At 72.9% G+C, this 25,329-nt stretch carries 25 protein-coding genes; 6 read left to right on the plus strand and 19 right to left on the minus strand.

The annotated features are described in order from the left end of the window. Window positions 1–144: 144 nt before the first annotated feature. The 4 genes from ACWD0A_RS15940 to ACWD0A_RS15955 all read right to left on the minus strand — a co-directional run bounded on the left by ACWD0A_RS15940 (window position 145) and on the right by ACWD0A_RS15955 (window position 2,395). Window positions 145–447 carry a TFIIB-type zinc ribbon-containing protein gene (locus ACWD0A_RS15940; protein ID WP_451298431.1) on the minus strand — a complete coding sequence of 101 codons (303 nt, stop codon included), beginning with the start codon at window positions 445–447 and terminating at the stop codon, window positions 145–147. 67 nt (window positions 448–514) lie between these two features. After that, complete coding sequence (locus ACWD0A_RS15945) at window positions 515–1,513, minus strand: phosphotransferase family protein (RefSeq protein WP_451298433.1); 999 nt, start codon at window positions 1,511–1,513, stop codon at window positions 515–517. 247 nt (window positions 1,514–1,760) lie between these two features. Next, on the minus strand, window positions 1,761–1,943 hold the full coding sequence (locus ACWD0A_RS15950; RefSeq protein WP_177153635.1) for a hypothetical protein: 183 nt from the start codon (window positions 1,941–1,943) through the stop codon (window positions 1,761–1,763). A gap of 158 nt (window positions 1,944–2,101) precedes the next feature. Continuing rightward, window positions 2,102–2,395: a hypothetical protein gene (locus tag ACWD0A_RS15955; protein WP_451298435.1), complete on the minus strand. Its 294-nt coding sequence runs from the start codon at window positions 2,393–2,395 to the stop codon at window positions 2,102–2,104. A gap of 230 nt (window positions 2,396–2,625) precedes the next feature. Here ACWD0A_RS15955 and ACWD0A_RS15960 point away from each other — a divergent pair, with 230 nt between their 5' ends. Further along, complete coding sequence (locus ACWD0A_RS15960) at window positions 2,626–3,834, plus strand: protein kinase domain-containing protein (protein ID WP_451298437.1); 1,209 nt, start codon at window positions 2,626–2,628, stop codon at window positions 3,832–3,834. A gap of 1 nt (window position 3,835) precedes the next feature. Here ACWD0A_RS15960 and ACWD0A_RS15965 read toward each other — a convergent pair whose 3' ends face one another. From ACWD0A_RS15965 to ACWD0A_RS16005, 9 genes are all read right to left on the minus strand, one after another. Next, the gene (locus ACWD0A_RS15965; protein ID WP_451298439.1) at window positions 3,836–4,654 is read right to left on the minus strand and encodes a TrmH family RNA methyltransferase; all 819 of its coding nucleotides are present in this window, start codon (window positions 4,652–4,654) and stop codon (window positions 3,836–3,838) included. A 64-nt stretch (window positions 4,655–4,718) separates the two neighbouring features. Then, window positions 4,719–5,948 (minus strand): uroporphyrinogen-III C-methyltransferase, encoded by a 1,230-nt coding sequence (gene cobA / locus ACWD0A_RS15970; protein ID WP_451298441.1) that lies wholly within the window; start codon window positions 5,946–5,948, stop codon window positions 4,719–4,721. Window positions 5,949–6,180: 232 nt separating this feature from the next. Then, window positions 6,181–9,903 (minus strand): nicotinate-nucleotide--dimethylbenzimidazole phosphoribosyltransferase, encoded by a 3,723-nt coding sequence (cobT, locus tag ACWD0A_RS15975; protein WP_451298443.1) that lies wholly within the window; start codon window positions 9,901–9,903, stop codon window positions 6,181–6,183. 362 nt (window positions 9,904–10,265) lie between these two features. Continuing rightward, window positions 10,266–11,498, minus strand: coding sequence for a precorrin-6y C5,15-methyltransferase (decarboxylating) subunit CbiE (cbiE, locus tag ACWD0A_RS15980; RefSeq protein ID WP_451298445.1), 1,233 nt, complete (start codon window positions 11,496–11,498; stop codon window positions 10,266–10,268). Window positions 11,499–11,643: 145 nt separating this feature from the next. Then, window positions 11,644–12,273, minus strand: coding sequence for a GNAT family N-acetyltransferase (locus ACWD0A_RS15985; protein WP_451298447.1), 630 nt, complete (start codon window positions 12,271–12,273; stop codon window positions 11,644–11,646). 170 nt (window positions 12,274–12,443) lie between these two features. After that, window positions 12,444–13,304 (minus strand): MetQ/NlpA family ABC transporter substrate-binding protein, encoded by an 861-nt coding sequence (locus ACWD0A_RS15990; protein ID WP_451298449.1) that lies wholly within the window; start codon window positions 13,302–13,304, stop codon window positions 12,444–12,446. Window positions 13,305–13,379: 75 nt separating this feature from the next. Beyond that, the gene (locus tag ACWD0A_RS15995) at window positions 13,380–14,051 is read right to left on the minus strand and encodes a methionine ABC transporter permease (RefSeq protein WP_451298451.1); all 672 of its coding nucleotides are present in this window, start codon (window positions 14,049–14,051) and stop codon (window positions 13,380–13,382) included. After that, window positions 14,048–15,109: a methionine ABC transporter ATP-binding protein gene (locus tag ACWD0A_RS16000; RefSeq protein WP_451298453.1), complete on the minus strand. Its 1,062-nt coding sequence runs from the start codon at window positions 15,107–15,109 to the stop codon at window positions 14,048–14,050. The genes ACWD0A_RS15995 and ACWD0A_RS16000 overlap by 4 nt, the downstream gene beginning before the upstream one ends. A gap of 382 nt (window positions 15,110–15,491) precedes the next feature. Continuing rightward, on the minus strand, window positions 15,492–16,139 hold the full coding sequence (locus ACWD0A_RS16005) for an HAD family hydrolase (RefSeq protein WP_451298455.1): 648 nt from the start codon (window positions 16,137–16,139) through the stop codon (window positions 15,492–15,494). An 85-nt stretch (window positions 16,140–16,224) separates the two neighbouring features. Here ACWD0A_RS16005 and ACWD0A_RS16010 point away from each other — a divergent pair, with 85 nt between their 5' ends. Beyond that, the gene (locus tag ACWD0A_RS16010) at window positions 16,225–16,584 is read left to right on the plus strand and encodes a hypothetical protein (protein ID WP_451298457.1); all 360 of its coding nucleotides are present in this window, start codon (window positions 16,225–16,227) and stop codon (window positions 16,582–16,584) included. A 2-nt stretch (window positions 16,585–16,586) separates the two neighbouring features. Further along, window positions 16,587–17,015 (plus strand): hypothetical protein, encoded by a 429-nt coding sequence (locus tag ACWD0A_RS16015; protein ID WP_451298459.1) that lies wholly within the window; start codon window positions 16,587–16,589, stop codon window positions 17,013–17,015. On the opposite strand, the gene ACWD0A_RS16020 is transcribed toward ACWD0A_RS16015, so the two are convergent. The 3 genes from ACWD0A_RS16020 to ACWD0A_RS16030 all read right to left on the minus strand — a co-directional run bounded on the left by ACWD0A_RS16020 (window position 17,012) and on the right by ACWD0A_RS16030 (window position 19,481). Next, a complete protein-coding gene (locus ACWD0A_RS16020) occupies window positions 17,012–17,515 on the minus strand; it encodes a GNAT family N-acetyltransferase (RefSeq protein WP_451298461.1) in 504 nt (167 codons plus the stop codon). The two genes, ACWD0A_RS16015 and ACWD0A_RS16020, sit on opposite strands and share 4 nt — an antisense overlap. 36 nt (window positions 17,516–17,551) lie before the next feature. Further along, on the minus strand, window positions 17,552–18,097 hold the full coding sequence (locus tag ACWD0A_RS16025; protein ID WP_451298463.1) for a sigma-70 family RNA polymerase sigma factor: 546 nt from the start codon (window positions 18,095–18,097) through the stop codon (window positions 17,552–17,554). Window positions 18,098–18,329: 232 nt separating this feature from the next. Then, window positions 18,330–19,481: a glycerophosphodiester phosphodiesterase gene (locus ACWD0A_RS16030; protein ID WP_451298465.1), complete on the minus strand. Its 1,152-nt coding sequence runs from the start codon at window positions 19,479–19,481 to the stop codon at window positions 18,330–18,332. Window positions 19,482–19,711: 230 nt separating this feature from the next. On the opposite strand from ACWD0A_RS16030, the gene ACWD0A_RS16035 reads away from it, so the two are divergent. After that, window positions 19,712–20,401, plus strand: a complete 690-nt coding sequence (locus tag ACWD0A_RS16035; RefSeq protein ID WP_307716383.1) for a lysophospholipid acyltransferase family protein — start codon at window positions 19,712–19,714, stop codon at window positions 20,399–20,401. 261 nt (window positions 20,402–20,662) lie between these two features. Here the strand turns inward: ACWD0A_RS16035 and ACWD0A_RS16040 are convergent, their stop codons facing one another. Together ACWD0A_RS16040 and ACWD0A_RS16045 are read right to left on the minus strand one after the other, a co-directional pair. Further along, entirely contained in the window at window positions 20,663–22,207 is a 1,545-nt protein-coding gene (locus ACWD0A_RS16040; RefSeq protein WP_451298467.1) for an MFS transporter, read from the minus strand. Beyond that, window positions 22,204–22,755: a TetR/AcrR family transcriptional regulator gene (locus ACWD0A_RS16045; protein ID WP_451298469.1), complete on the minus strand. Its 552-nt coding sequence runs from the start codon at window positions 22,753–22,755 to the stop codon at window positions 22,204–22,206. The genes ACWD0A_RS16040 and ACWD0A_RS16045 overlap by 4 nt, the downstream gene beginning before the upstream one ends. A gap of 376 nt (window positions 22,756–23,131) precedes the next feature. Here ACWD0A_RS16045 and ACWD0A_RS16050 point away from each other — a divergent pair, with 376 nt between their 5' ends. Next, complete coding sequence (locus ACWD0A_RS16050; RefSeq protein ID WP_451298471.1) at window positions 23,132–23,329, plus strand: hypothetical protein; 198 nt, start codon at window positions 23,132–23,134, stop codon at window positions 23,327–23,329. A 23-nt stretch (window positions 23,330–23,352) separates the two neighbouring features. Beyond that, on the plus strand, window positions 23,353–23,859 hold the full coding sequence (locus ACWD0A_RS16055; RefSeq protein WP_451298473.1) for an HAD domain-containing protein: 507 nt from the start codon (window positions 23,353–23,355) through the stop codon (window positions 23,857–23,859). 12 nt (window positions 23,860–23,871) lie between these two features. On the opposite strand, the gene argH is transcribed toward ACWD0A_RS16055, so the two are convergent. Then, window positions 23,872–25,305, minus strand: coding sequence for an argininosuccinate lyase (gene argH, locus ACWD0A_RS16060; RefSeq protein WP_451298475.1), 1,434 nt, complete (start codon window positions 25,303–25,305; stop codon window positions 23,872–23,874). Window positions 25,306–25,329: the final 24 nt, after the last annotated feature.

Here is a 25,329-nt window from a genome sequence, read left to right on the forward strand (position 1 = left end):
CCGGCCGTCTCGACGGCCGGGGCTTCGTCGTGTGTTCCGTGCGTGGATCCCCGTCCGGCCGCCGGCCCGGACGCTCCGGGCGCGTCCGGGCCGGCGGTGAGAGCCGTGATCAGCCGTGCGGGGGGACCCGCATCACGGAGCCGTTCAGGACGAGAAGAGCATCCGGCCGAAGCTGCGCTGACGGTAGTGCCCACCGTGGTGCCCGCCGTGGTGCGGGGCTCCCCAGGCCGGCGCGGCCGGGGCGGGAGCGGCCGGGTACGCCTGCGGGGCCGGCGGCGGGGGCGGCGGCGGGGGCGGCGCCTGCTGCGCCCACTGGGACTCCAGCCGGGTCAGCGACTCCAGCTCGCCGTAGTCGAGGAATATCCCGCGGCAGCCGCTGCACTGCTCGATCTGGACCCCGTTGCGGTTGTACGTGTGCATCGCTGCATGGCACTTGGGACACTGCATCGTCTGCTCTGCCTCTCGCCGTTCGGTCGACGTCGCCGGATGCATGCCCGGCGACGAGGACTTCACCCTATGACGAGGGTTCGCACGCCAACTCGGGCGGGAGTGTGCCGATTCGGGCACAAGTGTCGATCACCGCGCTTTCCACGTCGTCCGGTTGCCGGCCTTCGGCGGCGGACTTCGCGAGGGCGAGCGCGGCGGTCTGGACGGTGAGCGCCCGGGCGGGCACGTCGAGTTGGGGCCAGGGGGCGTCGCAGTGGGACGGGACCGCGGGGCCGTGCGCGGCCGTGTAGGCGCCGAGGAAGCGCTGCCAGATCGGTGGGGGCAGCAGGCCGGCCGCGTACCAGGCCGCGGGGCGGGCCAGGTCCCAGGCGGGGTCGCCGAGGCCGAGGTCGTCGACGTCGATGAGCAGCCAGGGGCCGTCGGGGACGGGGTGGCGTACGAGCTGGCCGAGGTGCAGGTCGCCGTGGCAGAGGGTGTGGGGGCCACGGTTCGGCGCGCCGGGGAGCCCCTCGCCCCTGGCCCACGCGGGGAGGCGCTCCCAGGCGCGCCGGACCGCGGGCGCGGCGGGGTGGTCGCCCGCGGCGGCCTCCATGCGCGCCATGGCGGCCGCGGCCTTGGCGGGGCCGCGCATGGGTGGCAGCGGGCCGGGAAGGCCGGCGGTCTCGACGCGGTGCAGCCGGGCGAGGAGGACGCCCGCCTCCTCCCAGGGGGCCGCGTCGGGGTCGGCGGGGTCGACGGGGACGCCGTAGGGCCAGGCCGTGACGGGGCGGAGCTGCGGGAGTACGCCTGCCGGAGGCGGCAGCGGCGGCAGGAGGATGCCCGCCAGCGCCGGATGGGCGGCCAGGGCGAGACGGGCGCGGTGGGCGACCGGGTCGGTCTCGGGGGCGTGCGCCTTGGCGACAGCCTCGCCGTGCCGTACGACGGTGCCGTCGGGGCGGTCGGCGAGCGTCTCGCCGTCCATGGGGGCGCCTCCGGCGCCGCAGGCCGGGCAGGGGGCGCCAGGAGTGGCGAGGTGGGCGGCGTCGCGGGCGACGGTGGCCAGGACGCGGACGAGTGGGGCGGTCACGTCGTGGAGCGTAATCGCGCCGGGCCGCCGCAAGGGACGTGTCCCGCCCCCTGCCGGAACCGGGACTCCGCCTCCGCACCTCCGCGCCTCGAACGCCGGAGGGGCTCAATGTCGCCCGACATGCGCGATGGCCGGTCAGCTCCCCAGCTGACCGGCCAAACGCTGCCGTCCGCCGCACCCCCGTCCCCACGGGGTTGTTGGCCGGATGTCCCCGACCCGGACCGCTCTTCCGGGCCCGGGGCGCTCTTCAGCGCCCCAGCATCACGCCCACGGACGACGCCTGTGTGACCACCGCTTCCCAGCCGCCGAAGACGACCACCAGCAGTGCCGCGAGGGGAAGGACCATGGCCGTCGCCACCAGCGGGTGGCGCGTGCCGGAGGGGCGGACGCCGAGCCCGGCGTAGGCCTTGCGCGATGCCGTGTCCGCCATGGTCCCTCTCCTGTCGTGGTTGGCAGCGGCGGGTGTCTGACCTCGGGGGACGAGTGCTGCACCCGCCGCTTGACATCAACATTAGGGAAACGAAGGGGCCTGGACGTCATGCCCGCGTACCGATTGCCGGGCCTCCCGGAGGATGAGCCGCCCCCCGGTCATGTACTCCCCTGGGTGGAGACGCGGACCTGCGACTTGGGGACTTCCCGGAGGGGACGCTCCCCATCGGCGTCGTCGTCGCGCGGAACCGGCTGCTCCACCAACGCCAGCACGCGGTTGGCCATGAAACGCGCCGTGCGCACGACCGTGCCCGACCTGGTGACTTCGCTCACTTCCACCACCCCTCTGCGCACCGCCGTCTCCACCCGGCGGCCCGCCCGGCTTGCCACCACTTCGTACGTACGTGTCGTGTCTCCCGCGTCCACGACGATTTCCACCCGGTCGCCCTTCATTGATCCAATCCCCCTTCTGCGACTGACCGTTGAGATCGCGCACGGGTCCGGGGGGACGGATCCGGCCTCCCCTGACCACTCCTCAAGTTTCCCACCCGGCACTGACAATCGATCCGGGCGCGAGGGCGCGGCCTATGAGCACACCGGCGCGGCGGTACGTAAGCTGTGGCACGTCAAACGGACGACCGGGCAGCGGGGTGGGGCCTCCCACCGTAGGTAGGGGACGGACAATGGCGATGATGCGGCTCCGGCGCGAGGACCCGCGTGTCGTCGGCTCGTTCAGGCTTCACCGGCGGCTCGGCGCGGGCGGCATGGGTGTCGTCTATCTGGGGTCCGACCGCCGCGGCCAGCGGGTCGCGCTGAAGGTGATCCGGCCGGATCTCGCGGAGGACCAGGAGTTCCGGTCGCGGTTCGCCCGGGAGGTCTCGGCGGCGCGGCGCATCCGCGGCGGCTGCACGGCCCGGCTGGTGGCCGCGGACCTGGAGGCGGACCGCCCCTGGTTCGCCACGCAGTACGTCCCCGGCCCGTCCCTGCACGACAAGGTGGCCGAGGAGGGCCCGTTGCGGGCCGCCGACGTCGCCGCGGTCGGGGCGGCGCTCTCGGAGGGTCTCGTCGCGGTCCACGAGGCCGGCGTGGTCCACCGTGATCTGAAGCCGTCGAACATCCTGCTGTCGCCCAAGGGGCCCCGGATCATCGACTTCGGCATCGCCTGGGCCACCGGAGCGAGCACGCTCACGCACGTGGGCACGGCGGTGGGCTCCCCCGGCTTCCTGGCGCCCGAGCAGGTGCGCGGCGCCGTCGTCACGCCCGCCACGGACGTCTTCGCGCTGGGTGCGACGCTCGCGTACGCGGCGATGGGCGACTCGCCCTTCGGGCACGGCAGTTCCGAGGTGATGCTGTACCGCGTGGTGCACGAGGAGCCGCAGCTGCAGGGCGTGCCGGACGCGCTGGCCCCGCTGGTGGCCGCCTGCCTGGAGAAGGACCCCGAGGAACGGCCGAGCACCCTGCAGCTGTCCATGCGCCTCAAGGAGATCGCCGCCAGGGAGGCGCAGGGCCTGCACGACGTCCGGCCGCCCATGCAGCGGGAGCGGGTGGAGATCGACCGGCCGACCTCGCGCTACACCGAGCGCACGGAGCGGACCGAGCGCCTGGAACGGCGTACGGGCGGCTCGTCGGCGCAGCGGCCGCAGCCGCCGTCCCGCACGGGCGGCGGCTCCCGGCCGCCGCAGGCCCGCAACACCGGGCGCGGCACGGGCCGTACAAACGGCAGGACGAACGGCAGGACGAACGGCCGTCAGAACGGGACGCGGCCGGGGGTGCGTACGACGTCGGCCGGCCGGCGGCCCGCCAATCCGCGGCTGCTGCGGCAGCGGATCGTCGTCTTCTTCGTGGTGACGCTGATCGTGGCGCTGGGCATCGCTGCCGCGCAACAGCTGTAGGTCAGGCTCCGGGGCGCCCGGTCGCCACCGCGTAGAACGCGACCGCGGCCGCCGCGCCCACGTTGAGCGAGTCGACTCCATGCGCCATGGGGATGCGCACCCACTCGTCGGCGGCCCTCAGTGCCTTGGCCGACAGGCCCTCGCCCTCGGCGCCCAGCATCAGGGCGACCCGCTCCAGCCGGTGCGGGGCCGCCTCGTCGATGGAGGACGCCTTCTCGTCGGGGGTGAGGGCAAGCAGTTCGAACCCGGCCTCGCGGACCGCTTCGAGGCCCTTCGGCCAGCTGTCGAGGCGGGCGTAAGGGACCGAGAAGACAGCGCCCATGGACACCTTCACGGACCGCCGGTAGAGCGGGTCCGCGCAGTCCGGGGAGAGGAGCACGGCGTCCATGCCGAGGGCGGCGGCGCTGCGGAAGATGGCTCCGATGTTGGTGTGGTCGTTGACCGACTCCAAGACGGCCACCCTGCGGGCCTCGCCGAGCAGGTCCCCGGCCGTCGGCAGGGGCTTGCGCTGCATGGAGGCGAGCGCGCCGCGGTGCACGTGGTAGCCGGTGACCCGTTCGGCCAGGCCCGGGTCGATGGCGTACACGGGCGCGGGGACCTCGTCGATCACGTCGCGCATGACGTCGACCCACTTGGCGGACAACAGCATCGACCGCATCTCGTAACCGGCCTGCCGGGCTCTGCGGATCACTTTCTCGCCCTCGGCGATGAACAGCCCCTCGGCGGGCTCGCGCCTGCGCCGCAGTTCGACGTCGGTCAGGCCGGTGTAGTCGGCCAGGCGCGGGTCGTCGGGGTCGTCGACGGTGATGAGTTCAGCCACGGGGTGATACTGCCTTCTCGGTGGTGCCGTGCCAACGGCTCGCGCGGAGTTCTGTTACCGCGGGTTACTTGATCGGCGGGACGCCGACGCCGACGACATCGCCGATGACGATGACGGCCGGCGGCCGCACCTCGTTCGCCCGTACGGCCTCGGCGACCGTGGCGAGCGTCGCGTCGACGCGGCGCTGGGCGGCGGTCGTGCCCTCCTGCACCAGGGCGACCGGGGTCTCGGGCGCCTTGCCGTGGGCGACGAGCGCCTGGGCGATGGCGCCGATCTTGTCGACGCCCATGAGGATCACGAGGGTGCCGGTCAGCTTGGCCAGGGACTGCCAGTCGACGAGCGACCGCGGGTCGTCGGGCGCGACGTGCCCGCTGACGACGGTGAACTCGTGGGCGACCCCCCGGTGGGTGACCGGGATGCCCGCCGCCGACGGCACCGAGATCGAGCTCGAGATGCCGGGCACGACCGTGCAGGGGATGCCCGCCGCCGCGAGGGCCTGCGCCTCCTCCATGCCCCGGCCGAAGACGAACGGGTCGCCGCCCTTGAGCCGTACGACGGACTTGCCGGCCTTCGCGTGCTCGATGAGCGCGTTGTTGATGGCCTCCTGCGCCATGAAGCGGCCGTACGGGATCTTGGCCGCGTCGATCACCTCGACGTGCGGCGGGAGTTCGTCGAGCAGGTCGCGCGGTCCGAGGCGGTCGGCGATGACGACGTCGGCGTCGGCGAGCAGACGACGGCCGCGCACCGTGATCAGGTCCGGATCGCCGGGGCCGCCGCCGACGAGGGCGACGAACGGGGCGCGGGTGCGGCGGTGCGGTGCGGCGATGCTGCCGTCGCGCAGGCCCTCGACGATGGCGTCCCGCACGGCCGCCGAGCGGCGCGGGTCGCGGCCGGTGAGCACGGCGATCGTGACGCCCTCGCTGCGGCCGGTGGCCGGGGTCCATGCGGTGGCGGCCTCGGCGTCGTCGCTGCGGACGCACCAGGTCTTGGTGCGCTCGGCCTCGGCCGAGGCGCGGGCGTTGGCGTCGGGGTCGCTGGTGGCGACGAGGGCGTACCAGGCGTCGGCGATGTCGCCGTCCTCGTACCGCCGTCGCGTCCAGGTGATCTCGCCCGACTCGGCCATCGCCTCGACGGACGGGGTCGCGGAGGGTGAGACCAGCGTGACGTCGGCACCGGCCGCGACGAGGGCCGGGAGGCGGCGCTGGGCGACCTGGCCGCCGCCGATGACGACGACACGCCGCCCGGTCAGGCGCAGTCCGACGGGGTAGGCGGGGTGCTCGGCGGGCTCGGGCATGGCGGTGCGGCTCCTCGTGCGGGTGGTGCGTGTGCGGGGGCCGCTGCGGCGGTGAAGCGGCTGGTGGGGGCGCTGCTGGCACCAGGGTACGGTTCCGTGGCCCGGCGCCGTACCCGGCCCCGACCGCGCGCCGTGGCCCGGAAGCGTCCCTGTCGGTTCCGTGGCCGGGGGTGTGGCCGTTGCCGGCCGTGCACCCGGCCCGGGCGTCCCGCGGGACGCCCGGGCCGGTGTGCTACTTCTCCGTGACGCCGGCCGAGTCGAACGTGGCGACCTCGTGCATGGCGCGTGCCGCGCTCTGGACGACGGGAAGCGCCAGCAGCGCGCCCGTGCCCTCGCCGAGGCGGAGGTCGAGGTCGACCAGCGGGCGCAGGCCCAGCTTGTTGAGCGCGGCCACATGGCCCGGCTCGGCGCTGCGGTGTCCCGCGATGCACGCGGCCAGGGCCTCGGGGGCGATGGCCCGGGCGACCAGGGCCGCCGCGCCGGTGCTGACACCGTCGAGGACGACCGGCGTGCGCAGCGACGCACCGCCGAGGATGAGACCGACGAGTGCGCAGTGCTCCAGGCCGCCCACGGCCGACAGCACGCCGATGGGGTCGGCGGGGTCGGGCTGGTGGAGTTCGAGCGCGCGGCGCACGACGTCGACCTTGCGGGCGTGCATCTCGTCGTTGATGCCGGTGCCGCGGCCGGTGATCTCCGCCGGGTCGGCGTCCGTGTAGACGGCGATGAGGGCCGCGGACGTGGTCGTGTTGGCGATGCCCATCTCGCCGGTCAGCAGCGCCTTGTTGCCGGCGGCCACCAGGTCGCGGGCCGTCTCGATGCCGACCTCGATCGCGGCGACCACCTCGTCGCGGGTCAGCGCGGGGCCGGTGGTGAAGTCGGCCGTGCCGGGCCGGACCTTGCGCGGCAGCAGCCCCGGAGTGGCGGGCAGGTCGGAGGCCACGCCCACGTCGATCACGCAGACCTCGGCGCCGACCTGGGTCGCGAAGGCGTTGCAGACCGCTCCCCCGCCGAGGAAGTTGGCGACCATCTGGCCGGTGACCTCCTGCGGCCAGGCCGTGACGCCCTGGGCGTGCACGCCGTGGTCGCCCGCGAAGATGGCGACCGCCGCCGGCTCCGGGATCGGGGGCGGGCACATCCGGGACAGGCCGCTGAGCTGCGCGGAGATGATCTCCAGCATGCCGAGCGCGCCGGCCGGCTTGGTCATCCGCTTCTGGCGCTCCCACGCCTCGCCGAGCGCCTTGGCGTCCAGCGGGCGGATGTTGGTGACGGTCTCCTGGAGCAGGTCGTGCGGCTCCTCCCCGGGCAGCGCACGACGGCCGTACGTCTCCTCGTGGACGACCCACGACAGCGGGCGGCGCTTGGACCAGCCCGCCTGCATCAGCTCGGGCTCGTCGGGGAACTCGTCGACGTAGCCCACGCAGAGGTACGCGACGACTTCGAGGTGCTCGGGCAGGCCGAGCGTACGGACCATCTCGCGCTCGTCGAAGAAGGAGACCCAGCCGACGCCCAGTCCCTCGGCGCGCGCGGCGAGCCACAGGTTCTCGACGGCGAGGGCCGAGGAGTAGGGCGCCATCTGCGGCTGCGTGTGGCGGCCCAGGGTGTGGCGGCCGCCGCGGGTGGGATCGGCCGTGACCACGATGTTCACCGGGGTGTCGAGGATGGCCTCGATCTTCAGTTCCTTGAACTGCTTGGCCCGCCCCTTGGGCAGCGACTTGGCGTACGCCTCGCGCTGGCGCTGGGCCAGTTCGTGCATCGTGCGGCGCGTCTCGGCCGAGCGGATGACCACGAAGTCCCAGGGCTGGGAGTGGCCGACGCTCGGCGCGGTGTGCGCGGCTTCGAGGACGCGCAGGAGGACCTCGTGCGGGATGGGGTCGCTGCGGAAGCCGTTGCGGATGTCGCGCCGTTCGCGCATGACACGCAGGACGGCCTCGCGTTCGGCGTCGTCGTAGCCGGGCGCGGGGGCGGTCACGGCATCGGCCTCTGGGGCGGTCGCGGGCGTGGCGGGCTCGCCCTCTGCGGCGACGGGCTCGGGGGTGCCGGGCTCGGCGTCGGCCTCGGGGGCGTTCTCGGCGGTGTCGCCCCCGGGCTCCTCGGTCTCGGCGTTCTGCGGCGCGGAGGTGTCCTCGGGCGCGGGCGCCTGCTCGGTCGCCTGCTCCGGAGCCGCCTCCGCCGCGACCTCGGGGGCCGCTTCGGCCGAGGAGTCCGCCGGTTCGGGGGACGCTTCGGCCTCGTGTGCGCCGACGGACTCGGCCTGTGCTGCCGGTGCCTCGGCGGCGACCTGCTCGGTCTCCGCAGCAGCGGGCTCCGGAGCGGTCACGGGCTCGGCCTCAGCGGGCTCGTCGGCCTCGGACGGCTCGGGGTTCTCCGTGGCCTGCGCCACAGGCTCTTCCACGCCGGCCTCCGCCGCGGTCTCGGTGCTCTCGGCGGCCGCGGCCTCCGCGGTGGTCTCCGTCGCCTCCACGGCCTCCGCCACTGTCTCCACGGGCTCCACGGCCTCCGCCGCTGTCTCCGCGGGCCGCGGCGGCTCGGAGCCTCCGGCGCGCGGAGCGGGCACGGCGGCTTCCCGCGCGGTCGCGTTCACGCTCTCCTCGGCGTCTTCGACCGTCTCCGCACCGGCGTCGGCCTGCGCGGTCACCGGCTCGGCGGCCGCCTCGGGGACGACCGTTTCTGCGGATGCCGCCGGGGCGTGCTGCACCTGCTCGTGCGGCGGCTGCGGGTCCCAGGGCGCGCCGGGCTGCGGCGGGATGTCGGCGAACTGAGGGCCCGGAAGCCGGGCAGCGTGTTCCTCGCCCGGAACGTCGAGGTATTCCACGCCCGTCGCGGCGGCCTGCGCCGGAGCGGGCCGCACGACCATCGGGTGCGGCGGGGTCCCCGCGGGTCCCCGGTCGGCGAGCGAGCGCACCACGCCGCTGTTGGGCTCGGGCACCGGCGGCCCCATGTGGAGCGGGCGGCGCGCGGGCGGCGGCGTCGGCATGGCGGAGGTGGCGGCCGCGGGCATCCGTACGGCTCCCAGATCGACGGAGCCGGAGTCCCGGCCGCCGGCCTCGTGGGCGCCGGTCTCGTGCGGCGCCTGCTGCGCCGCGGCTGCGTACTCCGGCGCGGGCGCGGCGACGGCCTCCTGCGGAGCGGCGTGGGCGGCCTCCCCGGCCGGGGCCGGGGCGTCGACCATGACGGGGGTGTGCGCATCGGCGCCGGCCGGCGCGGCGTGGGCGCCGTGGGCCGCCTCGGGCACGTGGTCGCCCGGCGCCACGCCGGGCACGACGGACATGGTGCCCTGGACCTGCGCCAACGGCTCCTGCGACAGGCCCTCCTGGGACACCTGCTGCGACGGTGTGCCGGGCAGCGGAGCGCCCTCGGCCCCGAGCGCGTGGACGTCCTGTGCGGGGGCGTCCTGCGCGTGGACCGGCGCGGTCTGCTGGGGCTCCGCTTCCTGGAACGCGGGCTGCTCCTGCGGCAGCGGCGCCTGAGAGTCGTGCGGCTGCGCCCCCTGCGCGTACGCGGCGGCGTCGGCCACCGGCGCGGGGGTGACCTCGACGAACTCCGGAGCGGGCGCCGGCTCGGGCGCCGCTTCCTGCCCGACGGGCTGCGGGACCCCGGGCGCGGCCGGGTACGCGTGCGTGCCGTACCCCGCCGCCTGGTAGTCCATCTGGTACGCGCCGCTTCCGTGCTGCGGAACGGCGTCCTGACGGTCCATCGGCTGAACGGAGACGGGCGCCGCCGCGTACTGGTCGGCGGCGGGTGCTCCGTGCGCCTGTGGCGCCTGCGCCATCGGCACCTGCTGCGGGTCGCTCCAGGCTCCCTGGGCTCCCGGCATCAGCAGGAGGTCGTCCTCTTCGGAGGTGTGCTCGGAGGGTTCGAGGTAGGTGTACGCGCCGGGGGCGGGGACGCCCGGCTGCTCCACCATGCCTGCGTTCTCCGGCAGCCCCTCGCCCGGGATCTGGCCGGTGTCAGTCATGCGTTCCCCTCGCCCATCGGTTTGCTCCTTCGCCCATCGCCCGGGACGTCCGACCGGCACACCTGACGCCCGTGAACAACAACGAGCGTGTGCGCCGCGCGGCACGATCGACCCCGGACCCAAGCATTGTCGCCGTCGTTCGCCACCATGGCAGCAAGATCCGCCGCCGACCGCTGTGGGCTGCGCCACGTCGCGCGCCCCCCAGGTTCCGACGTACCACAAACGGGAGCCAAAGTGACTCACTTTTCCGGACATTGACGAACCAATCGGCGAACGCCCGGCTGCGGTACAACGATCGGCCAGCCTACCTCCCACCGTCCGCGGCAGGAGGCGTGGGCCGGGTTCGCCGAGAGCGGGCGGGTCTACGCGCGGGGCTCCGGGTGGCGGCCGCAGAGCAGGAAGACGACGGTGCGTTCGCGCTCCGTCCAGTCGGCGGTGTCCAGTTCGACGGCCTGGAGCAGCGCGCATTCGACGTCGTAGCCCCCGGCCGCCAGGGCCGCGCCGATCGCCTCCGCCTCGTCGCGGGTGGAGGCGTGGGTGACGATGCGCTGAGGTCTGCGGTCGGCGACCGCCGTGACGACGGGCACTCCCCCGCCCCCGATGCGTACGACGTCCGGTTCGGGCAGCCGCTCCAGTACGTGTGGGGCGCGGCCCTGGACGACCTGGAGCTGGACGCCCAGACGCCGTGCCTCGCTCTCGCTGCGGCGGCAGGCGTCCGGGTCCGCGTCGACCGCGATGACCGCGGCTCCGAAGCGGGCGGCCTCGGCCGCGAGCGCGCCGCCGCCGGAGCCGATGTCCCACACGAGGTCGCCGACGCGGGGGCCGAGGCGGGCCAGCTGGGCGGCGCGCAGTCCCGCGTACTCGCCCTCGCCGGCCTGCGGCGCCTGCGGGTCAGCGGGCGGCAGGGCCCAGCCGCGCAGCTCGGGCGGATAGCCCGGTTCGCGGCCGGCGATCCAGCCGGATCCGGTACCGGAGGCGGCGGTGAGGCGGCCTGCTCCGCCGATGACGATGACGACGTTGGGGTCGCGCCACACGAGGTCGGCGACCTTGTCGGAGGTGAGGACGGTGACCTGTTCGCGGGTGGTGCCCAGCTCCTCGCAGATGACGAAGGTGCGGTGCACTCCGTCGAGGAGGAGGGCGAGTTCGGCGGGGCCCGCGCCCGGGGAGGTGAGGACGGCGACCTTGGTGTGGGCCCGGCACACATTGACGGCACGGCGCAGGGTGCGGCGGTGGGCGACGACGATCCGGGCGTCGTCCCACGGCATGCCGGCCCGGGCGAAGGCGGTGGCCACGGACGAGACGGCGGGGACGACCTCGACCTCCAGGCCGTGCTCCGGCGCGCGCAGCGTGCGGACGACGCCGAAGAACCCGGGGTCGCCGTCGGCGAGCACGACCGCGCTGCCGCGGTGGCCCGCGATGCGCCGGGCGGCGAGGTCGACGCTGCCGAGGCGGATGCGTTCGGCGCGGGGCGGGACTTCGGGCAGGGCCAGGTGGTGGGCGGCGCCGGCGACCAGGGTAGCGGCCGACAGCGCGGACCTGGCCGCCTGGGTGAGCGGTGAACCGTCCCAGCCGATCACCGTGACCCGGTCGGCCATCTCGTCAGTCTCCTGGAGTTGTTGCAGGTCGAGGGTGCTTCCGCGGATGTGCGACGCCTCGTGGGGTCGCCTCGTGAGCGTACCCGGAGCGGTTCGGGGGCGGTGAGGGTGTGCCTCCGTGCCCGGGAGGCGGGGGCCGGCGGCTTCAGTTCCAGTCGGTGTAGGAGGCGTAGCCGGCCTCGGCCAGGCGGTCGGCCTCCAGGTCCTCGGGGAGCAGGCTCCACACGATCAGGTCGGTGCGGACGTCGGTCCAGGCGCCGTCCTCCGTCTGGGCGCGCACTATCCAGGCGTTGCGCAGGACGCCCTCGCTGATGCAGCCGATCTTCTGGGCGACCTGCTGGGAGGCGGTGTTGTCGGCGGCCGTACGCAGCTCCATGCGCTCGAACCGCTGGTTGCGGAAGAGCCACTGGGCGACGGCGAGGACGGATTCGGTGGCGTAGCCCTCGCCGCGCGCCCAGGGCGCGGTGACGTAGGCGACCTCGGTGGCGAGCGTGCGCCAGTCGGTGTTCCGCAGGTGGACGGTGCCGACGAGCCGCTGGGTGAGGAACTCGGTGACGGCGAGGACGATGCCCCGGCCCGTGGTCCGTTCAGCAGGAGCGATCCTGCGCACCCAGTCCTCGGCGTCCTGCGCCGTGTAGGGGTGAGGCACCGACGTCCAGGCCGTGGTCAGCTCGTCGTTCATCATCTCGGTGAAAGCCGGGATGTCGGCGTCCTCGAAGGGGCGCAGCACCAACCGCTCCGTGCTGATGGACACGTCCGGGAAGGTGTGAGTCATGCACTGCTCCATGCCGGGACCGTCGAAAGGGTCGTTGCCGTGTGGGCGTAGCCGTAAAGGCACAGCATGCAACATCGGCTGCCGGCTGTGCATGGCCGGGTGCAGGTACGACGCGGCCCCGCGCACCTTGGTAGGCGCCCGGGGCCGGCGTCAAGTGACGTGGCGCCGTCCTACTTGGCCGCGCCGGGGGCGGCGACGACGGAACCCTGGTACGTGTCCTCGATGAACTTCTTCACCTCGGGCGAGTTCAGGAGCTTCGCGAGCTTCTGCACGCGCGGATCGTCCTCGTTGCCGTCCTTGACGGCGAGGAAGTTGGCGTACGGGTTGCCCTCGGCCTTCTCCAGCACCAGGGAGTCCGAGGCGGGCTCGAGGTCGGCCTCGATGGCGTAGTTGCCGTTGATGACGGCGGCGTCGACGTCGTTCAGGGCGCGGGGCAGCGTGGCGGCCTCCAGCTCCTTGAACTTCAGACCCTTGGCGTCCTGGACGTCGGAGAGCTTGGCGTCGTTTCCGGCGCCCGCCTTGAGGGTGATCAGACCGTTGTCGGCGAGCAGCTTGAGCGCGCGGCCCTCGTTGGTGGTGTCGTTGGGGACGGCGACGGTCTGGCCGGCCTTGATGTCCTTGATGTCCTTGGCCTTCTTGGAGTAGAGGCCGAGGGGCTCGAGGTGGACGTTGACGACGGGGACGATGGTCGTCTTGTTCTTCTTGTTGAAGTCGTCCAGGTACGGCTTGTGCTGGAAGTAGTTGGCGTCGACCTGGCCCTGCTGGGTGGCGGTGTTCGGCAGGACGTAGTCCGTGAACTCCTTGACCTCCAGCTTGAGGCCCTCCTTGGCCGCGAGCTTGTCCTTGACGAAGGTCAGGATGTCGGCGTGCGGCGTCGGGGACGCGGCGACGACGAGCGCCTTGGACGCGTCGGCCTTGGCACCGGAGTCGGTCTGGGCGCCCGGGTCGGAGGCCGTGCCGCAGGCGGTGAGGCCGAGGGTGAGGGCGGCGGTGGCGGCGGCAGCAGCGGTGAGCTTGATGTTCTTACGCACGAAAAGTGCCTCTTTCTGATGGGTGGAACAACGCCCGGACAAGGAGTGCGGGCTGTTTGGGTGGACGTCCGCGGGTCAGCCCGCGGCGTGTCCGCGGCGGGCCAGCAGCCGCACGACTCCGTCGCCGACGAGCTGCACGACGGTCACGAGCGCGATCAGGATCACGACGGTGACGAGCATGAACTGCGTCTCGAAGCGCTGGAAGCCGTAGGTGACGGCCTTGGAGCCGAGACCTTCGCCGCCGACCGCTCCGGCCATCGCCGAGTAGCCGACGAGGACGATCACGGTAGTGGTGACGGCCGCGACCAGCGAGGGCAGCGCCTGCGGGAGCAGCACCTTGCGGACGATGGTGGGGATCGAGCCGCCCATGGACTGGACGGCCTCGACGAGCCCGTGGTCGACCTCGCGGATCGCCGTCTCGACGAGCCGGGCGAAGAAGGGGATGGCTCCGACGGCGAGCGGCACGATCATCGCGGTGGGGCCGATGAAGGTGCCGACGACCAGGGTGGTGAAGGGGATCAGCGCGATCAGCAGGATGATGAACGGCAGCGAGCGGCCGACATTCACGATCACGCCGACGACCTTGTTCACCGGGGTGTTCTGCAGCAGTCCGCCCTTGTCGGTGAGGACGAGCAGCACGCCGAGCGGGAGTCCGCCGGCGACGGTGACGAGGGTGGACCACAGCACCATGTAGAGCGTGTCGAGCGTGCCCTGGGTGAGCAGGGGCTGCATCTCGGACCAGGTCACTTCGCGACCTCCTCGACGAGTGCGGTGGCCTGGGCCGGGATGGCGGCGGCGGTGTCCGCGTCGACGACGTCGACCTGGAGGCCCTGTTCGCGCAGGAAGCCGACGGGGACGACGTTCTCCTCGTAGCGGCCGGGGAGTTCGATGCGCATCCGGCCGATCTGCTTGCCGCCGACGGTGTCCATGGCGGCGCCGAGGATCGAGATGTCGACGTTGTACGTGCGCGAGAGCTGGGAGATCACCGGCTGGGTGGCGGTCTCACCGTGGAAGGTGACGTCGACGACGGTGCGGTCGGGGCCGGAGGCGTCGCCGCTCACCGGGAACAGTTCCTGGGCGAGCTCGGAGCCGGGGGTCGCGAGCAGTTCGCTCACCGTGCCGGATTCGATGATCTTCCCCTTCTTCATCAGGGCGGCGGAGTCGCAGATGGTCTTGACGACGTCCATCTCGTGCGTGATGAGCAGCACCGTCAGTCCGAGTTGCTGGTTGAGGTCGCGCAGCAGCTGGAGGATCGACCGGGTCGTCTCGGGGTCGAGGGCGCTGGTCGCCTCGTCGGACAGCAGCACCTTGGGGTCTCCGGCGAGGGCGCGGGCGATGCCGACGCGCTGCTTCTGTCCGCCCGAGAGCTGGCCGGGGTACGCCTTGGCCTTGTCGGCGAGGCCGACGAGGTCGAGGAGTTCGAGCGCCTTGCGGGAACGCTCGGCGCCGGACACGCCGAGGATCTCCAGGGGCAGTTCGACGTTGTCCTTGACGGTGCGCGAGGACAGCAGGTTGAAGTGCTGGAAGACCATGCCGATACGGCTGCGGGCCTCGCGCAGTTCCTTCGACGCGCGCCGGCCCCGGCCGGCGAGCGCGGTGAGGTCCTGGCCGTCGACGGTCACCGTGCCGGAGGTGGGGCGTTCGAGGAGGTTGACACAGCGGATGAGCGAGGACTTCCCGGCGCCGCTGCGGCCGATGACGCCGAAGACCTCGCCCTCGCGGACATGCAGGTCGACGCCGTCCAGAGCGGTGACTTCGCGGCCTCGCGATGAGTAGACCTTGGTCAGGCCCTTGGTGGTGATCACAGGGGTTTCCGTCACTGTCGAGTGCGCGGCGCGGTGTCCGCCGGGCACGGGGCATTCGGTTCAGACAGCTCTTCGCGCCGCGGCCTCCTCGGCTGGTGGCCGGGGGCGAGGCGTGCGCGGGCCAGCTCGGTCCGGGGCGTTCTCCGTGGCTGCGGAGACGATCGGACGCGGCGGCTGTCGGTCTCGCTTCGGGGCGCGAGGCGGTCAGGGACCCTCAGAAGGCGCACATTCGACACATACAACGAGCACCGGGCGTCGTGATCGCCTCGGTCGCAAGGGTGCGGCTGCTCGTCGTGGTCATGGCTGCAAGTAAAGCAGACACGCACGCGAGGAAACCGGCCGCGTCCGCTATGCGGACACCGTCGGCACGCTATGTGGACGCTTACGCTCCGGTCCGGATCGTCACGCCGGCCGCCGTCACCTGCACGGACACTGCCGACAGATCGGTCACGATCACGTCGGCAACCAGCTCGTCTGCGCGATGCGTTGTGGTCAAGGCCACGGTGCGCATGCCGGCGGCACGCCCCGAGGCGAGCCCGGCCGGGGCGTCCTCGAAGACGACACAGCGCGCCGGGTTCGCGCCGAGGCGCCGGGCCGCGAGCAGATACGGCTCCGGGTCGGGCTTGCCGCGGGTGATGTCGTCGGCGGCGACGGTCGTCTTGGGCGTGATGCCCACCTCGTCGAGCCGCGCCTCGGCGAGCCGACGGGTGGCCGAGGTGACGACGGCCCACCGCTCGGGCGGCAGCTGCGCGAGGAGCGCGAGCGTGCCGGGCAGGGCGACCACCGACCCGGCGACGTCCTCGACCTCCAGGGTCTCGATACGGGCGACCGCCTCCGGCACCGCATCGGCGGGCAGCAGGTCGGCGGCTATCTCGGCGGCGGGGCGGCCGTGCAGCTCGACGCGGGCGAAGTCCTCCGCCGTGATTCCGTACTCGTGCGCCCACTTGGTCCAGCAGCGGTCGACCGACTCCAGGGAGGAGACGAGGGTTCCGTCGTTGTCGAACAGCAGGGCTTCGGCGTGGATCTCCATGGCCACGACCCTAGGGCGCGGTCGCCGGCCCCTCGGGCCGGGGTCGCGCGCAGCGCGACCCTCGCGCCGTAATACGCTCGAGCCCATGCTCGACGCCCTGACGATCGCGGTCGCCGTGACCGCGCTCGCCCTCGCCTCGTGGTGCGGCTTCGCCGCGTACCGCGATCAGCCGACCAAGGACTGGCACTTCATCGGCACGGCCGTGGTGTCCGCCCTGGCGCTCGCCCAGCTGGTCGTCGGAATCGTGCAGCTGGCGCGGGGCGAGAAGGCCGACGAGGGCACGGCCATTTTCCTGGCGTACCTCATCGGATCCGCCCTCGCCGTGCCCGCCGCCGGGTTCCTGTCCTTGGCGGAGCGCACCCGCTGGGGTTCGGCGACCGTGGCGGCCGGCGCCGTCGTGCTCGCCGTCCTGGAAGTACGGCTCCACGACATCTGGGGAGGCTGACGATGGCCGGGCCCACGACGGAGACCGAGCGGACCAGGCTGGTGCGGGGTCCGGGGCTGCTGCTGGTGTGGCTGTACGGCGTGATGTCCGTCGGCGCCGTGTCGCGCTCCGTCTACCAGATCCTGACCGACTTCGGCAGCGCGCCGCTGGCGCATGTGCTCTCGGCCGTCGCCGCCGCGGTGTACGCGTTCATCACGTACACCCTGGTGCGCGGCGGGGAGACGGCCCGCAGGGCGGCGCTGGTGTGCTGCGCCGCCGAGCTCGCCGGCGTACTGATCGTGGGGACCTGGACGCTGGCGGAGCCGTCCGCGTTCCCCGACTCGACGGTGTGGTCCGGGTACGGGATGGGCTACCTCTTCATCCCGGTGCTGCTGCCGGTGACGGGAATGCTCTGGCTGCGCCGTGCGCGCAGCCGGAGCGCGGCCGCCTAGGCGCTCGCGGCGAAGGCGCCGGGCGTCTGCTCCTTCTCCAGCGTGACCAGCGTCAGGCGCGGGCCGACCTCCTCGATGGAGACCGGTAGGTATCCGCGGCTGCGGTAGAGGCGCAGGTTGCTCTCGCTGCGGTGGCCGGTGAAGAGCTGGAACCGCTTGGTGTCCGGGTCTCCGGCGAAACGGGCCTCGATCGCGTCGAGCAGCCGGCCGCCGAGTCCGTGGCGCTGCATCCGCGGGTGCACGATGAGCTTCGCGATCCTGGCCGTGCCGCTCTCGTCGACGCGGCCGCGCACGGAGGCGACCACCTCGTCGCCGAGCCTGGCCACCAGCGCGTGCCCCTGGGAGATCTCCTCCCGCAGGTCGGCGAGGGTCTGGGTCAGGGGCTCGATGCCGTAGTCGCCGTAGAGCTCGGCCTCGGTCTGGTAGCACAGGTACTGGAGTTTGAGGATGTGCTCCGCATCGTGCTCACCCGCCGCTGAGATGGTCACGCTCATGCCCATGTGCGCATGCCTCCCGCTCACCTGTCCGCCGGTTGTCTACCGCTCCTTTCCCCGATGTTCAGGAGCCGCAACCTCTGCCGCGAGCATTCTGCGCAGACATCCCAGGCAGCGGGAACGCATCGGCCCCAGACTCCCCTGTGACATTCCCAACGTCCCTGCGATTTCCCGGTAGGTGGGGTCCTTCGGGGACAACATCGCAGTCAGCAGCCGGGGGCAGTTCCCCGGGGTGCGGGCGACGGCGGCGCGCAGCGCGCGCCGGCGCTCCGACCGCAGGGCGGCGGGCTCGGGGCCACCGGACGGGTCGGCGGCGGGGCCGTCGGCGGGTTCGTGACGGTACGGCAGTTCCCGGGCGGCCGTACGGCGGGCGCGGCGGGCCTCGGCGCGGACCGCCGCCTTGACCCAGCGGGCGGCGTCCGGCGGCGGGCCGTCGTCGTCGAGCCGCTCCAGCAGCCGTACCCACACGGCCTGTTCGAGGTCACCTGCCTCCAGGGCGGTGCCGGGCGCCTCCGCGGTGGCCTCGGCGCTGACGAGCGGGCCGAGGACGCTGACGACATGGGCGGGGGTTTCGTCGAGAACGGTCATGCCCGGCCTGACGTCCGCCCGCGGGCCCGCGGTTTCGGAGAGCCGGCGCCATCACCCGTACGGGGCCGTCGCCTGTGGCCGAAGCCGCCGGGGACCGGCGATCGGCCGTCAACCGGGCTCCGGTCGCCTGAGGCCGACGGGAAGGACCCGGCAGCCCGTGAAGGGCGGCCGGGTCCGCGGGGTCCGGGTGTGGCGTGACCGGGCCCCGCCGGCGTGAAGGGCCGGAGGCGCGTCAGGCGGTGAAGTCCGCCACCGCGAGCAGGCCCGTGTCCGGGTTGTCGGTGAAGATGCCGTCGATCCCGGTAGCCAGATACGCCTTGTACGCGCCGAAGACGTCCCCGTAGGCATTGGGGTCGGTGCCGCGGCGGAAGTCGGCGGGCAGGAAGCTGTTCTCGTTGCGCAACGTGTACGGGTGCACCACCAGGCCCTCGGCGTGCGCGTCGCGCACCAGCGTCGTGGCCTTGGTCAGGCGGCCGTTCGCGTCCTTGGGGATGACGAGGTCGAGCAACGGGCCGATGCCCTGGGCGAATCCGGCGATCCAGGCGAGCCCCTCCGGCGTGACCAGGTCGGCGACGGTGCGCGGGTCGCCCGACTCCTGGAAGTCCCACGGGCGGTCGTCGGGGGTCCACAGCAGGACGACGCGCGGCGTGCCCACGAGCCGCGCCATGCGCTCCATGCTGGTGGGCTCGAAGGACTGCAGGAACGTCGGCGAGTCCGCGCGGTGGCGTCCGTAGCGCCGCAGCAGCTTGGCCAGGCGCTCCTCGAGACCGAGCCCGATGCCCCGGAAGTAGGTGGGGTGCTTGGTCTCGACGTGCAGCCACACCGGGCGGCCGCGGCGGCGCCCCTCGTCCTCGGCCCAGCGCAGCACCTCCTCGAAGGTGGGCACGGTCCAGCGGCCGTCGTAGAGCGTGTTCTCCTGACGGGTGCCCGGTATGCGCTCCTTGGCGCGGAGCGTCTTCAGCTCGGCGAGCGTGAAGTCCTCGGTGAACCAGCCGGTGATGCTGACGCCGTCGACGGACTTGGTGGTCCTGCGCGAGGCGAACTCGGGGTGCTGGGCGACGTCCGTGGTGCCGGTGATGTCGTTCTCGTGACGGCAAACGAGATGACCGTCCTTGGTGGGCACCAGGTCCTGCTCGATGACGTGCGCGCCCATGTCGAGGGCGAACCGGTACGCCCCGAGGGTGTGCTCGGGCCGGTAGCCGCTGGCCCCGCGGTGCGCGATCACGGCGGGCACGGGCAGTCCCTTGTACGACGGGCCGCCGCCGGGGCGCTCACCGGCCTGTGCCGCGCCCGCACCTGCGCCGGCGCCGAGAGCGGCCGTACTCAGAACGGCGGCTCCCAGAATGGTTCGGCGTGCCGGACTGCTGCTCGCACCCTGTGTCATGAAACGTTCCTCCATGTGATGTCCCGCACCTGTCGAGCGTCGCCCGATCGTAGGCAGCCGCCCCTTACCCGCGGCAGACCCTGGGCGAACACCGCAAAAACGCGCGTCAACAGTGCGTATCTCCTTCGTGAACCCGATGTGCGAGCGGCGCGACCCCCGAGTATCGTCCTCACCTGCACAGACTCACGCACCGCATGCAGCGACTGCGCCGGCCATCACCGTCCCGTCCCATGACACCGGAGGACCCGTTGTCCCGCTTGACGCTCATCAAGGCAGTGCTTGGGCCGTTCCTGCGCCTGATGTTCCGCCCCCGCGTGGAAGGCGCCGAGAACATTCCGGGGACGGGGCCGGTGATCCTCGCCGGGAACCACCTCACCTTCATCGACTCGATGGTGCTCCCCCTGGTGACCGACCGTCCGGTGTTCTTCATCGGCAAGGACGAGTACGTCACGGGCAAGGGCCTCAAGGGCCGCGCGATGGCGTGGTTCTTCACCGGCGTCGGCATGATCCCGGTCGACCGCGACGGCGCCAACGGTGGTGTCGCCGCGCTGATGACGGGCCGCCGGGTGCTGGAGGAGGGCAAGGTCTTCGGCATCTACCCCGAGGGCACCCGCTCCCCCGACGGCCGTCTGTACCGGGGCCGTACGGGCATCGCGCGCCTGACGCTGATGACGGGCGCGCCGGTGGTCCCCTTCGCCATGATCGGCACGGACAAGCTCCAGCCGGGCGGCGCGGGCCTGCCGCGCCCGGGCCGGGTGACGGTCCGCTTCGGCGAGCCGATGGAGTTCTCGCGCTACGAGGGGATGGACCGCGACCGCTATGTGCTGCGGGCGGTCACGGACTCGGTGATGGCGGAGGTCATGCGGCTGTCGGGCCAGGAGTACGTGGACATGTACGCCACGAAGGCGAAGGCGGCGTAAGCCTGCGGGGGGCGGGCCTGGCGCCTGCGGCGGGCTTGTTCCCCACCCCGCCCCTTCCCGAACCGGGGCAAGCCCCGGACCCTGTACCGCCCTTCGCGCGGTGTCCTCAAACGCCCCCTACGGCCTGGCGGCCGTGGGTGGTGCCCCCATCCCGAACCGGGGGCTCCACGCCCTGCGGCGTGGGGGGACCCCCAGCGCTTCAATCGCCGGCGGGGCTGGATTCCGCTGCGTGAAAACAGCCCGCCCGGCGGCCCCGGTGCGTCAGTGCTCCACCCCGTCCTCCAGCTTCTGCCCCCGCAGCAGGAACCACGCCGCGGCCGACGTCGCCAGAAGGACCGCCGCGCCCGCGCCCGCCGCCGCCCGCAGACCGTCGACGAAGGCCTCCTGCGCCGCAGCCAGCAGCGCCGCCGCCTCTCCGTGGGGCAGGCGGGCGGCCGCCTCCACCGCGCCGCCCAGGGACTCGTGCGCCGCCGACGCGGTGACCGCCGGCACTCCGGCCGGGGTGACGAAGCCGCTGTAGACGCCGGTCAGGACGGAGCCGAGCAGCGCGATGCCGAGCGCGGCGCCGAGTTCGTAGGCGGTCTCGGACACCGCGGACGCCGCGCCCGCCTGCTCCTTGGGGACGCTGGAGAGGATCACGTCGGCCGTGACGGTGAACGAGAAGCCCGCGCCCGCGCCGACGACCAGCAGTGCCGCGCCCAGCAGCGGATAGCCGGTGGACTGGCCGAGGAACGTCAGCGCGGCCAGCGCCAGGCCGACGGCGGCGAGACCGCCCGCGACCACCGCCCGTACCGAGAAGCGCCGGGCCACGGTGCCGGCGACGAGTCCGGTGGCCACCGCGCCGATCGCGGCGGGCAGCTCCGCGAGTCCGGCCTCGAACGGCTGCCTGCCCTGGACCAGTTGCAGGAACTGGGACAGGAAGAACACCAGGCCGGACAGGCCCAGAATGGTCAGCAGGTCGGCGAGGACCGCACCGGAGAAGCCCCGGTTCCGGAACAGCCGCATGTCGAGCAGCGGTGCGGGCAGCGTCAGCTGCCGGCGTACGAAGCCGTACAGCGCGGAGACGCCGATCACCGCCGCGGCACCCGCGACCGGACCGGGCCCGTGGCTCGCCGCCTCCTTGATCGCGTACACGACGCCGACCATGCCGACGAGCGACAGGGCGACACTGGCCAGGTCCCACGGACCGGCCACCGCGTTCCTGGACTCGGGCAGCAGCTTGACGCCGACGAGGACCAGGACGGCCATCACGGGCAGGTTGATCAGGAAGACGGAGCCCCACCAGAAGTGCTCCAGCAGGAGGCCGCCGACCACGGGTCCGACGGCGGCGCCGGCCGAGGCCATGGCGCCCCAGATGCCGATGGCGAGGCTGCGCTCCTTCGGGTCGTGGAAGATGTTGCGGATCAGGGCCAGCGTGGACGGCATCAGCGTGGCTCCCGCGACACCGAGCAGCGCCCGGGCGGCGATCATCATCTCGGGGCTGGTGGCGTACGCGTTGAGCACGGACACGGCGCCGAACGCGACCGCGCCGCCGAGCAGGAGCCTCTTGCGCCCGATGCGGTCGCCGAGGCTGCCCATCGAGACGAGGAGTCCGGCGATGACGAAGGAGTAGACGTCGCCGATCCACAGGAGCTGGTTGCCGGTCGGTTCGAGGTCCTCGCTCAGGAACGGGGTCGCGAGGCCGAGGACGGTCGCGTCGACCGCCACCAGCAGGACGGCCAGCACGAGGACGGAGAGCGCCAGCCACCGCCCGGGGCGGTACACGGTCTCGTCCGCCCTGGTCGTGGGCCGGAAGGTGCTGCTCATGTCTTCACACTCCGTCGAGCTCCGCCGAGCAACAGCTCGGCGGTCGTGTACTGGAAGTCCTTCTTGGCGACGCGGCCGTCCATGACGGCCCACGCGCAGGCGCCGATCAGCGCGTACAGCGCCTCGGTCAGCCATGCGGGCGGGAGATCGATGCGGAACTCGCCCCGCTCCTGGCCGCGCCGGAAGTGCGCCGCGACCCGGGCGTCGAGCCGCGACCAGCCCTCATTGACCTGGTCCCCCTCGAACAGCTGGCTCTCGCTGTAGAGGAAGGCCAGCAGGTCGGCGGCGGGCTCCATCTCGGCGATCAGCCGCCGCAGGCCGTCGCTCGCGTCGCCCTCGTCGAGCCGCGCCCGGTCGAGCGCGGCCTCGAACTCCTGGATGCCGAACGCCTCGAGCGCGCGGACGAGTGCGTCGCGGCCGGCGAAGTGGCGGTGCAGCGTGGCACGGCCGATGCCGGCGGCCCGGGCGACCTCGTCCATGGTGGCGGTCGATTTCCGGGACAGCAGGGCGGCGGCGGTACGGAGTACCTGTTCACGATCCATGGCCATGAGACAAGCATAGGCCATATGAGACATTGATGTCTCATTCAATGCACGGGCGTCCCATCGGGCCGTAGGTCCGGGGCGCCTCCGTCAGACCGTGGTGTCCGGCTCCTTCCGTGTTCGGTCCCGGACGCGGAGCCGGTGGACGCGGCGTGGGTCGAGCGGGTGCTGTGCGACCACGGAGCGGTGCCATCACGCTGTCCGGCACGGACCTCGCCCGGATGCGGGACGCCGCTCTGCTGTTGCGGGAGGTTCGCGGCCGAGGACCTCGACGCCGCGGTCACCGGGCCGAACCGGCTGCCTACGCTCAACGCCGGTACACTGCGCCTGACTTCGCATGGCGGCACCCGGAGGTCCCCCACCTGGACCGCGACGACGCCCCGTGGGTGAGTGGTTCCTCGCGTCGTCGTGTCTGGCGCCGACCGTCCTGATCTGGGCCCCGGCGGTCACCCTCCGCACCGGCCGGAACGTCCTCACCGTCGTCGGCAGCGGCCACGCCCATCGCTCCTGCTCACGCCGCTGCGCCACCCGCGACCGCGTGGCCGCCCACCGGCGCGCCCGCGCCCGACCGCCCCGCTGACTTTCCCAAGGAGACGGCTGCCCGTGAAACCCCTGCTGCTGATCGACGTCGACGGCCCGCTCAATCCGTACGCGGCCCAACCCGAGCGCAGACCGGAGGGATACGGCACGCACCGGATGCGCCCGACCGGCTGGACGGACGGCAAACCGCTGCGGGTGTGGCTCAACCCCGGTCACGGCACCGAGCTGCTCGCCCTCGCGCAGTGGTACGACCTGGTGTGGGCGACGACCTGGAAGGGCGAGGCGAACGACTGGATCGGGCCCCGGCTCGGGCTGCCGGAGCTGCCGTTCGTCGACTGGCCCCAGATGCACGGAAGGGCACCGCGCGGCACCTTCTGGAAGACGCAGTACATCCTCGAGTACGCGGCGGGACGGCCCTTCGCCTGGGTCGACGACGACATCACGCCGTACGACCACGAGTACGTGGAGCAACAGCACGTCGCCGCCGCCCTGTTGCTGCGCGTCGACGAGCGGATCGGTCTGACCCGGCCGGACTTCGACGCGCTCGCGGACTGGGCGGCGGCGCTGTAGTGCTGCGGGCCGTCAGCGCTTGGCCCCGGCGGAGGCCCAGGCGTGCTGTATCACCAGATCGGCCTTGACCTCGTTGAGCTGGACGGCGACCGCCGAGGGAGCCGTGCCGCCGCGGCCGCTGCGGGAGGCCAGTGCGCCGGGCACGTTCAGGACGGTGCGGACCTCGGGCGTGAGGTGCGGCGAGATCTTCGCGAACTGCTGGTCCGTCAGCTGGTCGAGCTCGATGCCCTGCTGCTCGCACTCCTTGACGCACTCACCGGCGACCTCGTGTGCGACCCGGAACGGCACGCCCTGCTTGACCAGCCATTCGGCGATGTCGGTGGCGAGCGAGAAGCCGGCGGGGGCGAGTTCCTCCATGCGCTCCCGGTTGACGGTGAGCGTCGCCATCATCCCCGTGAACGCCGGCAACAGGACCTCGAGCTGGTCGCAGGAGTCGAAGACCGGCTCCTTGTCCTCCTGGAGGTCCCGGTTGTAGGCGAGCGGCAGTGCCTTGAGCGTGGCGAGCAGGCCGGTGAGGTTGCCGATGAGGCGCCCGGACTTGCCGCGGGCGAGCTCCGCGATGTCGGGGTTCTTCTTCTGCGGCATGATCGACGACCCGGTCGAGAAGGCGTCGTGCAGGGTCACGAAGGAGAACTCCTTCGTGTTCCAGATGATGACCTCCTCGGCGATCCGGGAGAGGTTCACACCGATCATCGCGGTGATGAAGGCGAACTCGGCGACGAAGTCGCGCGAGGCCGTTCCGTCGATCGAGTTGCCCGCCGAGCCGCGCTCGAAGCCCAGGTCCTTGGCCACCGACTCCGGGTCGAGCCCGAGGGACGAGCCGGCCAGCGCGCCGGAGCCGTACGGGGAGACGGCGGTACGGGTGTCCCACTGGCGCAGCCGCTCCGCGTCGCGGGACAGGGACTGCACGTGCGCGAGGACGTGGTGCGCGAACAGAACGGGCTGGGCGTGCTGGAGGTGCGTACGGCCCGGCATGGCGACGTCCGGGTGCGCCTCGGCGAGTCCGACGAGGGCGTCCTGGAGGTCGGCGATGAGCCCGCCGATGATCCGGGCGTGATCCCGCAGGTACATCCGGAAGAGCGTGGCGACCTGGTCGTTCCGGGAGCGGCCGGCGCGGAGCTTGCCGCCGAGGTCCGGGCCGAGCCGCTCGAGGAGGCCCCGCTCGAGGGCGGTGTGCACGTCCTCGTCGGCGATGGTGCCGGTGAACTCCCCGGAGGCGACGTCCGCCTCCAGCCGGTCCAGGCCGGCCAGCATGCGCGTGAGCTCGTCCTCATTGAGCAGGCCCGCCTTGTACAGCACGCGCGCGTGGGCACGGGACCCGGCGATGTCGTACGGCGCCAGACGCCAGTCGAAGTGGACCGACGCCGACAGCTTCGCCAGCGCCTCGGCGGGGCCGTCGGCGAAGCGGCCGCCCCAGAGCCGGACGTCACCGTTGTTGCTGCTCACAGCTGTTGCTCCTTGGGAGGGTTG

The sequence above is a fragment of the Streptomyces sp. NPDC002867 genome, assembly GCF_053591895.1.

Bases quoted from the DNA above. Each gene is read 5' to 3' on its own strand.
- ACWD0A_RS15940 (WP_451298431.1), bottom strand. From the start codon at position 447: ATGCAGTGTCCCAAGTGCCATGCAGCGATGCACACGTACAACCGCAAC.
- ACWD0A_RS15950 (WP_177153635.1), bottom strand. From the start codon at position 1,943: ATGGCGGACACGGCATCGCGCAAGGCCTACGCCGGGCTCGGCGTCCGC.
- ACWD0A_RS15955 (WP_451298435.1), bottom strand. From the start codon at position 2,395: ATGAAGGGCGACCGGGTGGAAATCGTCGTGGACGCGGGAGACACGACA.
- ACWD0A_RS15960 (WP_451298437.1), top strand. From the start codon at position 2,626: ATGGCGATGATGCGGCTCCGGCGCGAGGACCCGCGTGTCGTCGGCTCG.
- cobA (WP_451298441.1), bottom strand. From the start codon at position 5,948: ATGCCCGAGCCCGCCGAGCACCCCGCCTACCCCGTCGGACTGCGCCTG.
- cobT (WP_451298443.1), bottom strand. From the start codon at position 9,903: ATGACTGACACCGGCCAGATCCCGGGCGAGGGGCTGCCGGAGAACGCA.
- cbiE (WP_451298445.1), bottom strand. From the start codon at position 11,498: ATGGCCGACCGGGTCACGGTGATCGGCTGGGACGGTTCACCGCTCACC.
- ACWD0A_RS15985 (WP_451298447.1), bottom strand. From the start codon at position 12,273: ATGACTCACACCTTCCCGGACGTGTCCATCAGCACGGAGCGGTTGGTG.
- ACWD0A_RS16005 (WP_451298455.1), bottom strand. From the start codon at position 16,139: ATGGAGATCCACGCCGAAGCCCTGCTGTTCGACAACGACGGAACCCTC.
- ACWD0A_RS16010 (WP_451298457.1), top strand. From the start codon at position 16,225: ATGCTCGACGCCCTGACGATCGCGGTCGCCGTGACCGCGCTCGCCCTC.
- ACWD0A_RS16015 (WP_451298459.1), top strand. From the start codon at position 16,587: ATGGCCGGGCCCACGACGGAGACCGAGCGGACCAGGCTGGTGCGGGGT.
- ACWD0A_RS16020 (WP_451298461.1), bottom strand. From the start codon at position 17,515: ATGGGCATGAGCGTGACCATCTCAGCGGCGGGTGAGCACGATGCGGAG.
- ACWD0A_RS16025 (WP_451298463.1), bottom strand. From the start codon at position 18,097: ATGACCGTTCTCGACGAAACCCCCGCCCATGTCGTCAGCGTCCTCGGC.
- ACWD0A_RS16030 (WP_451298465.1), bottom strand. From the start codon at position 19,481: ATGACACAGGGTGCGAGCAGCAGTCCGGCACGCCGAACCATTCTGGGA.
- ACWD0A_RS16035 (WP_307716383.1), top strand. From the start codon at position 19,712: ATGACACCGGAGGACCCGTTGTCCCGCTTGACGCTCATCAAGGCAGTG.
- ACWD0A_RS16040 (WP_451298467.1), bottom strand. From the start codon at position 22,207: ATGAGCAGCACCTTCCGGCCCACGACCAGGGCGGACGAGACCGTGTAC.
- ACWD0A_RS16045 (WP_451298469.1), bottom strand. From the start codon at position 22,755: ATGGCCATGGATCGTGAACAGGTACTCCGTACCGCCGCCGCCCTGCTG.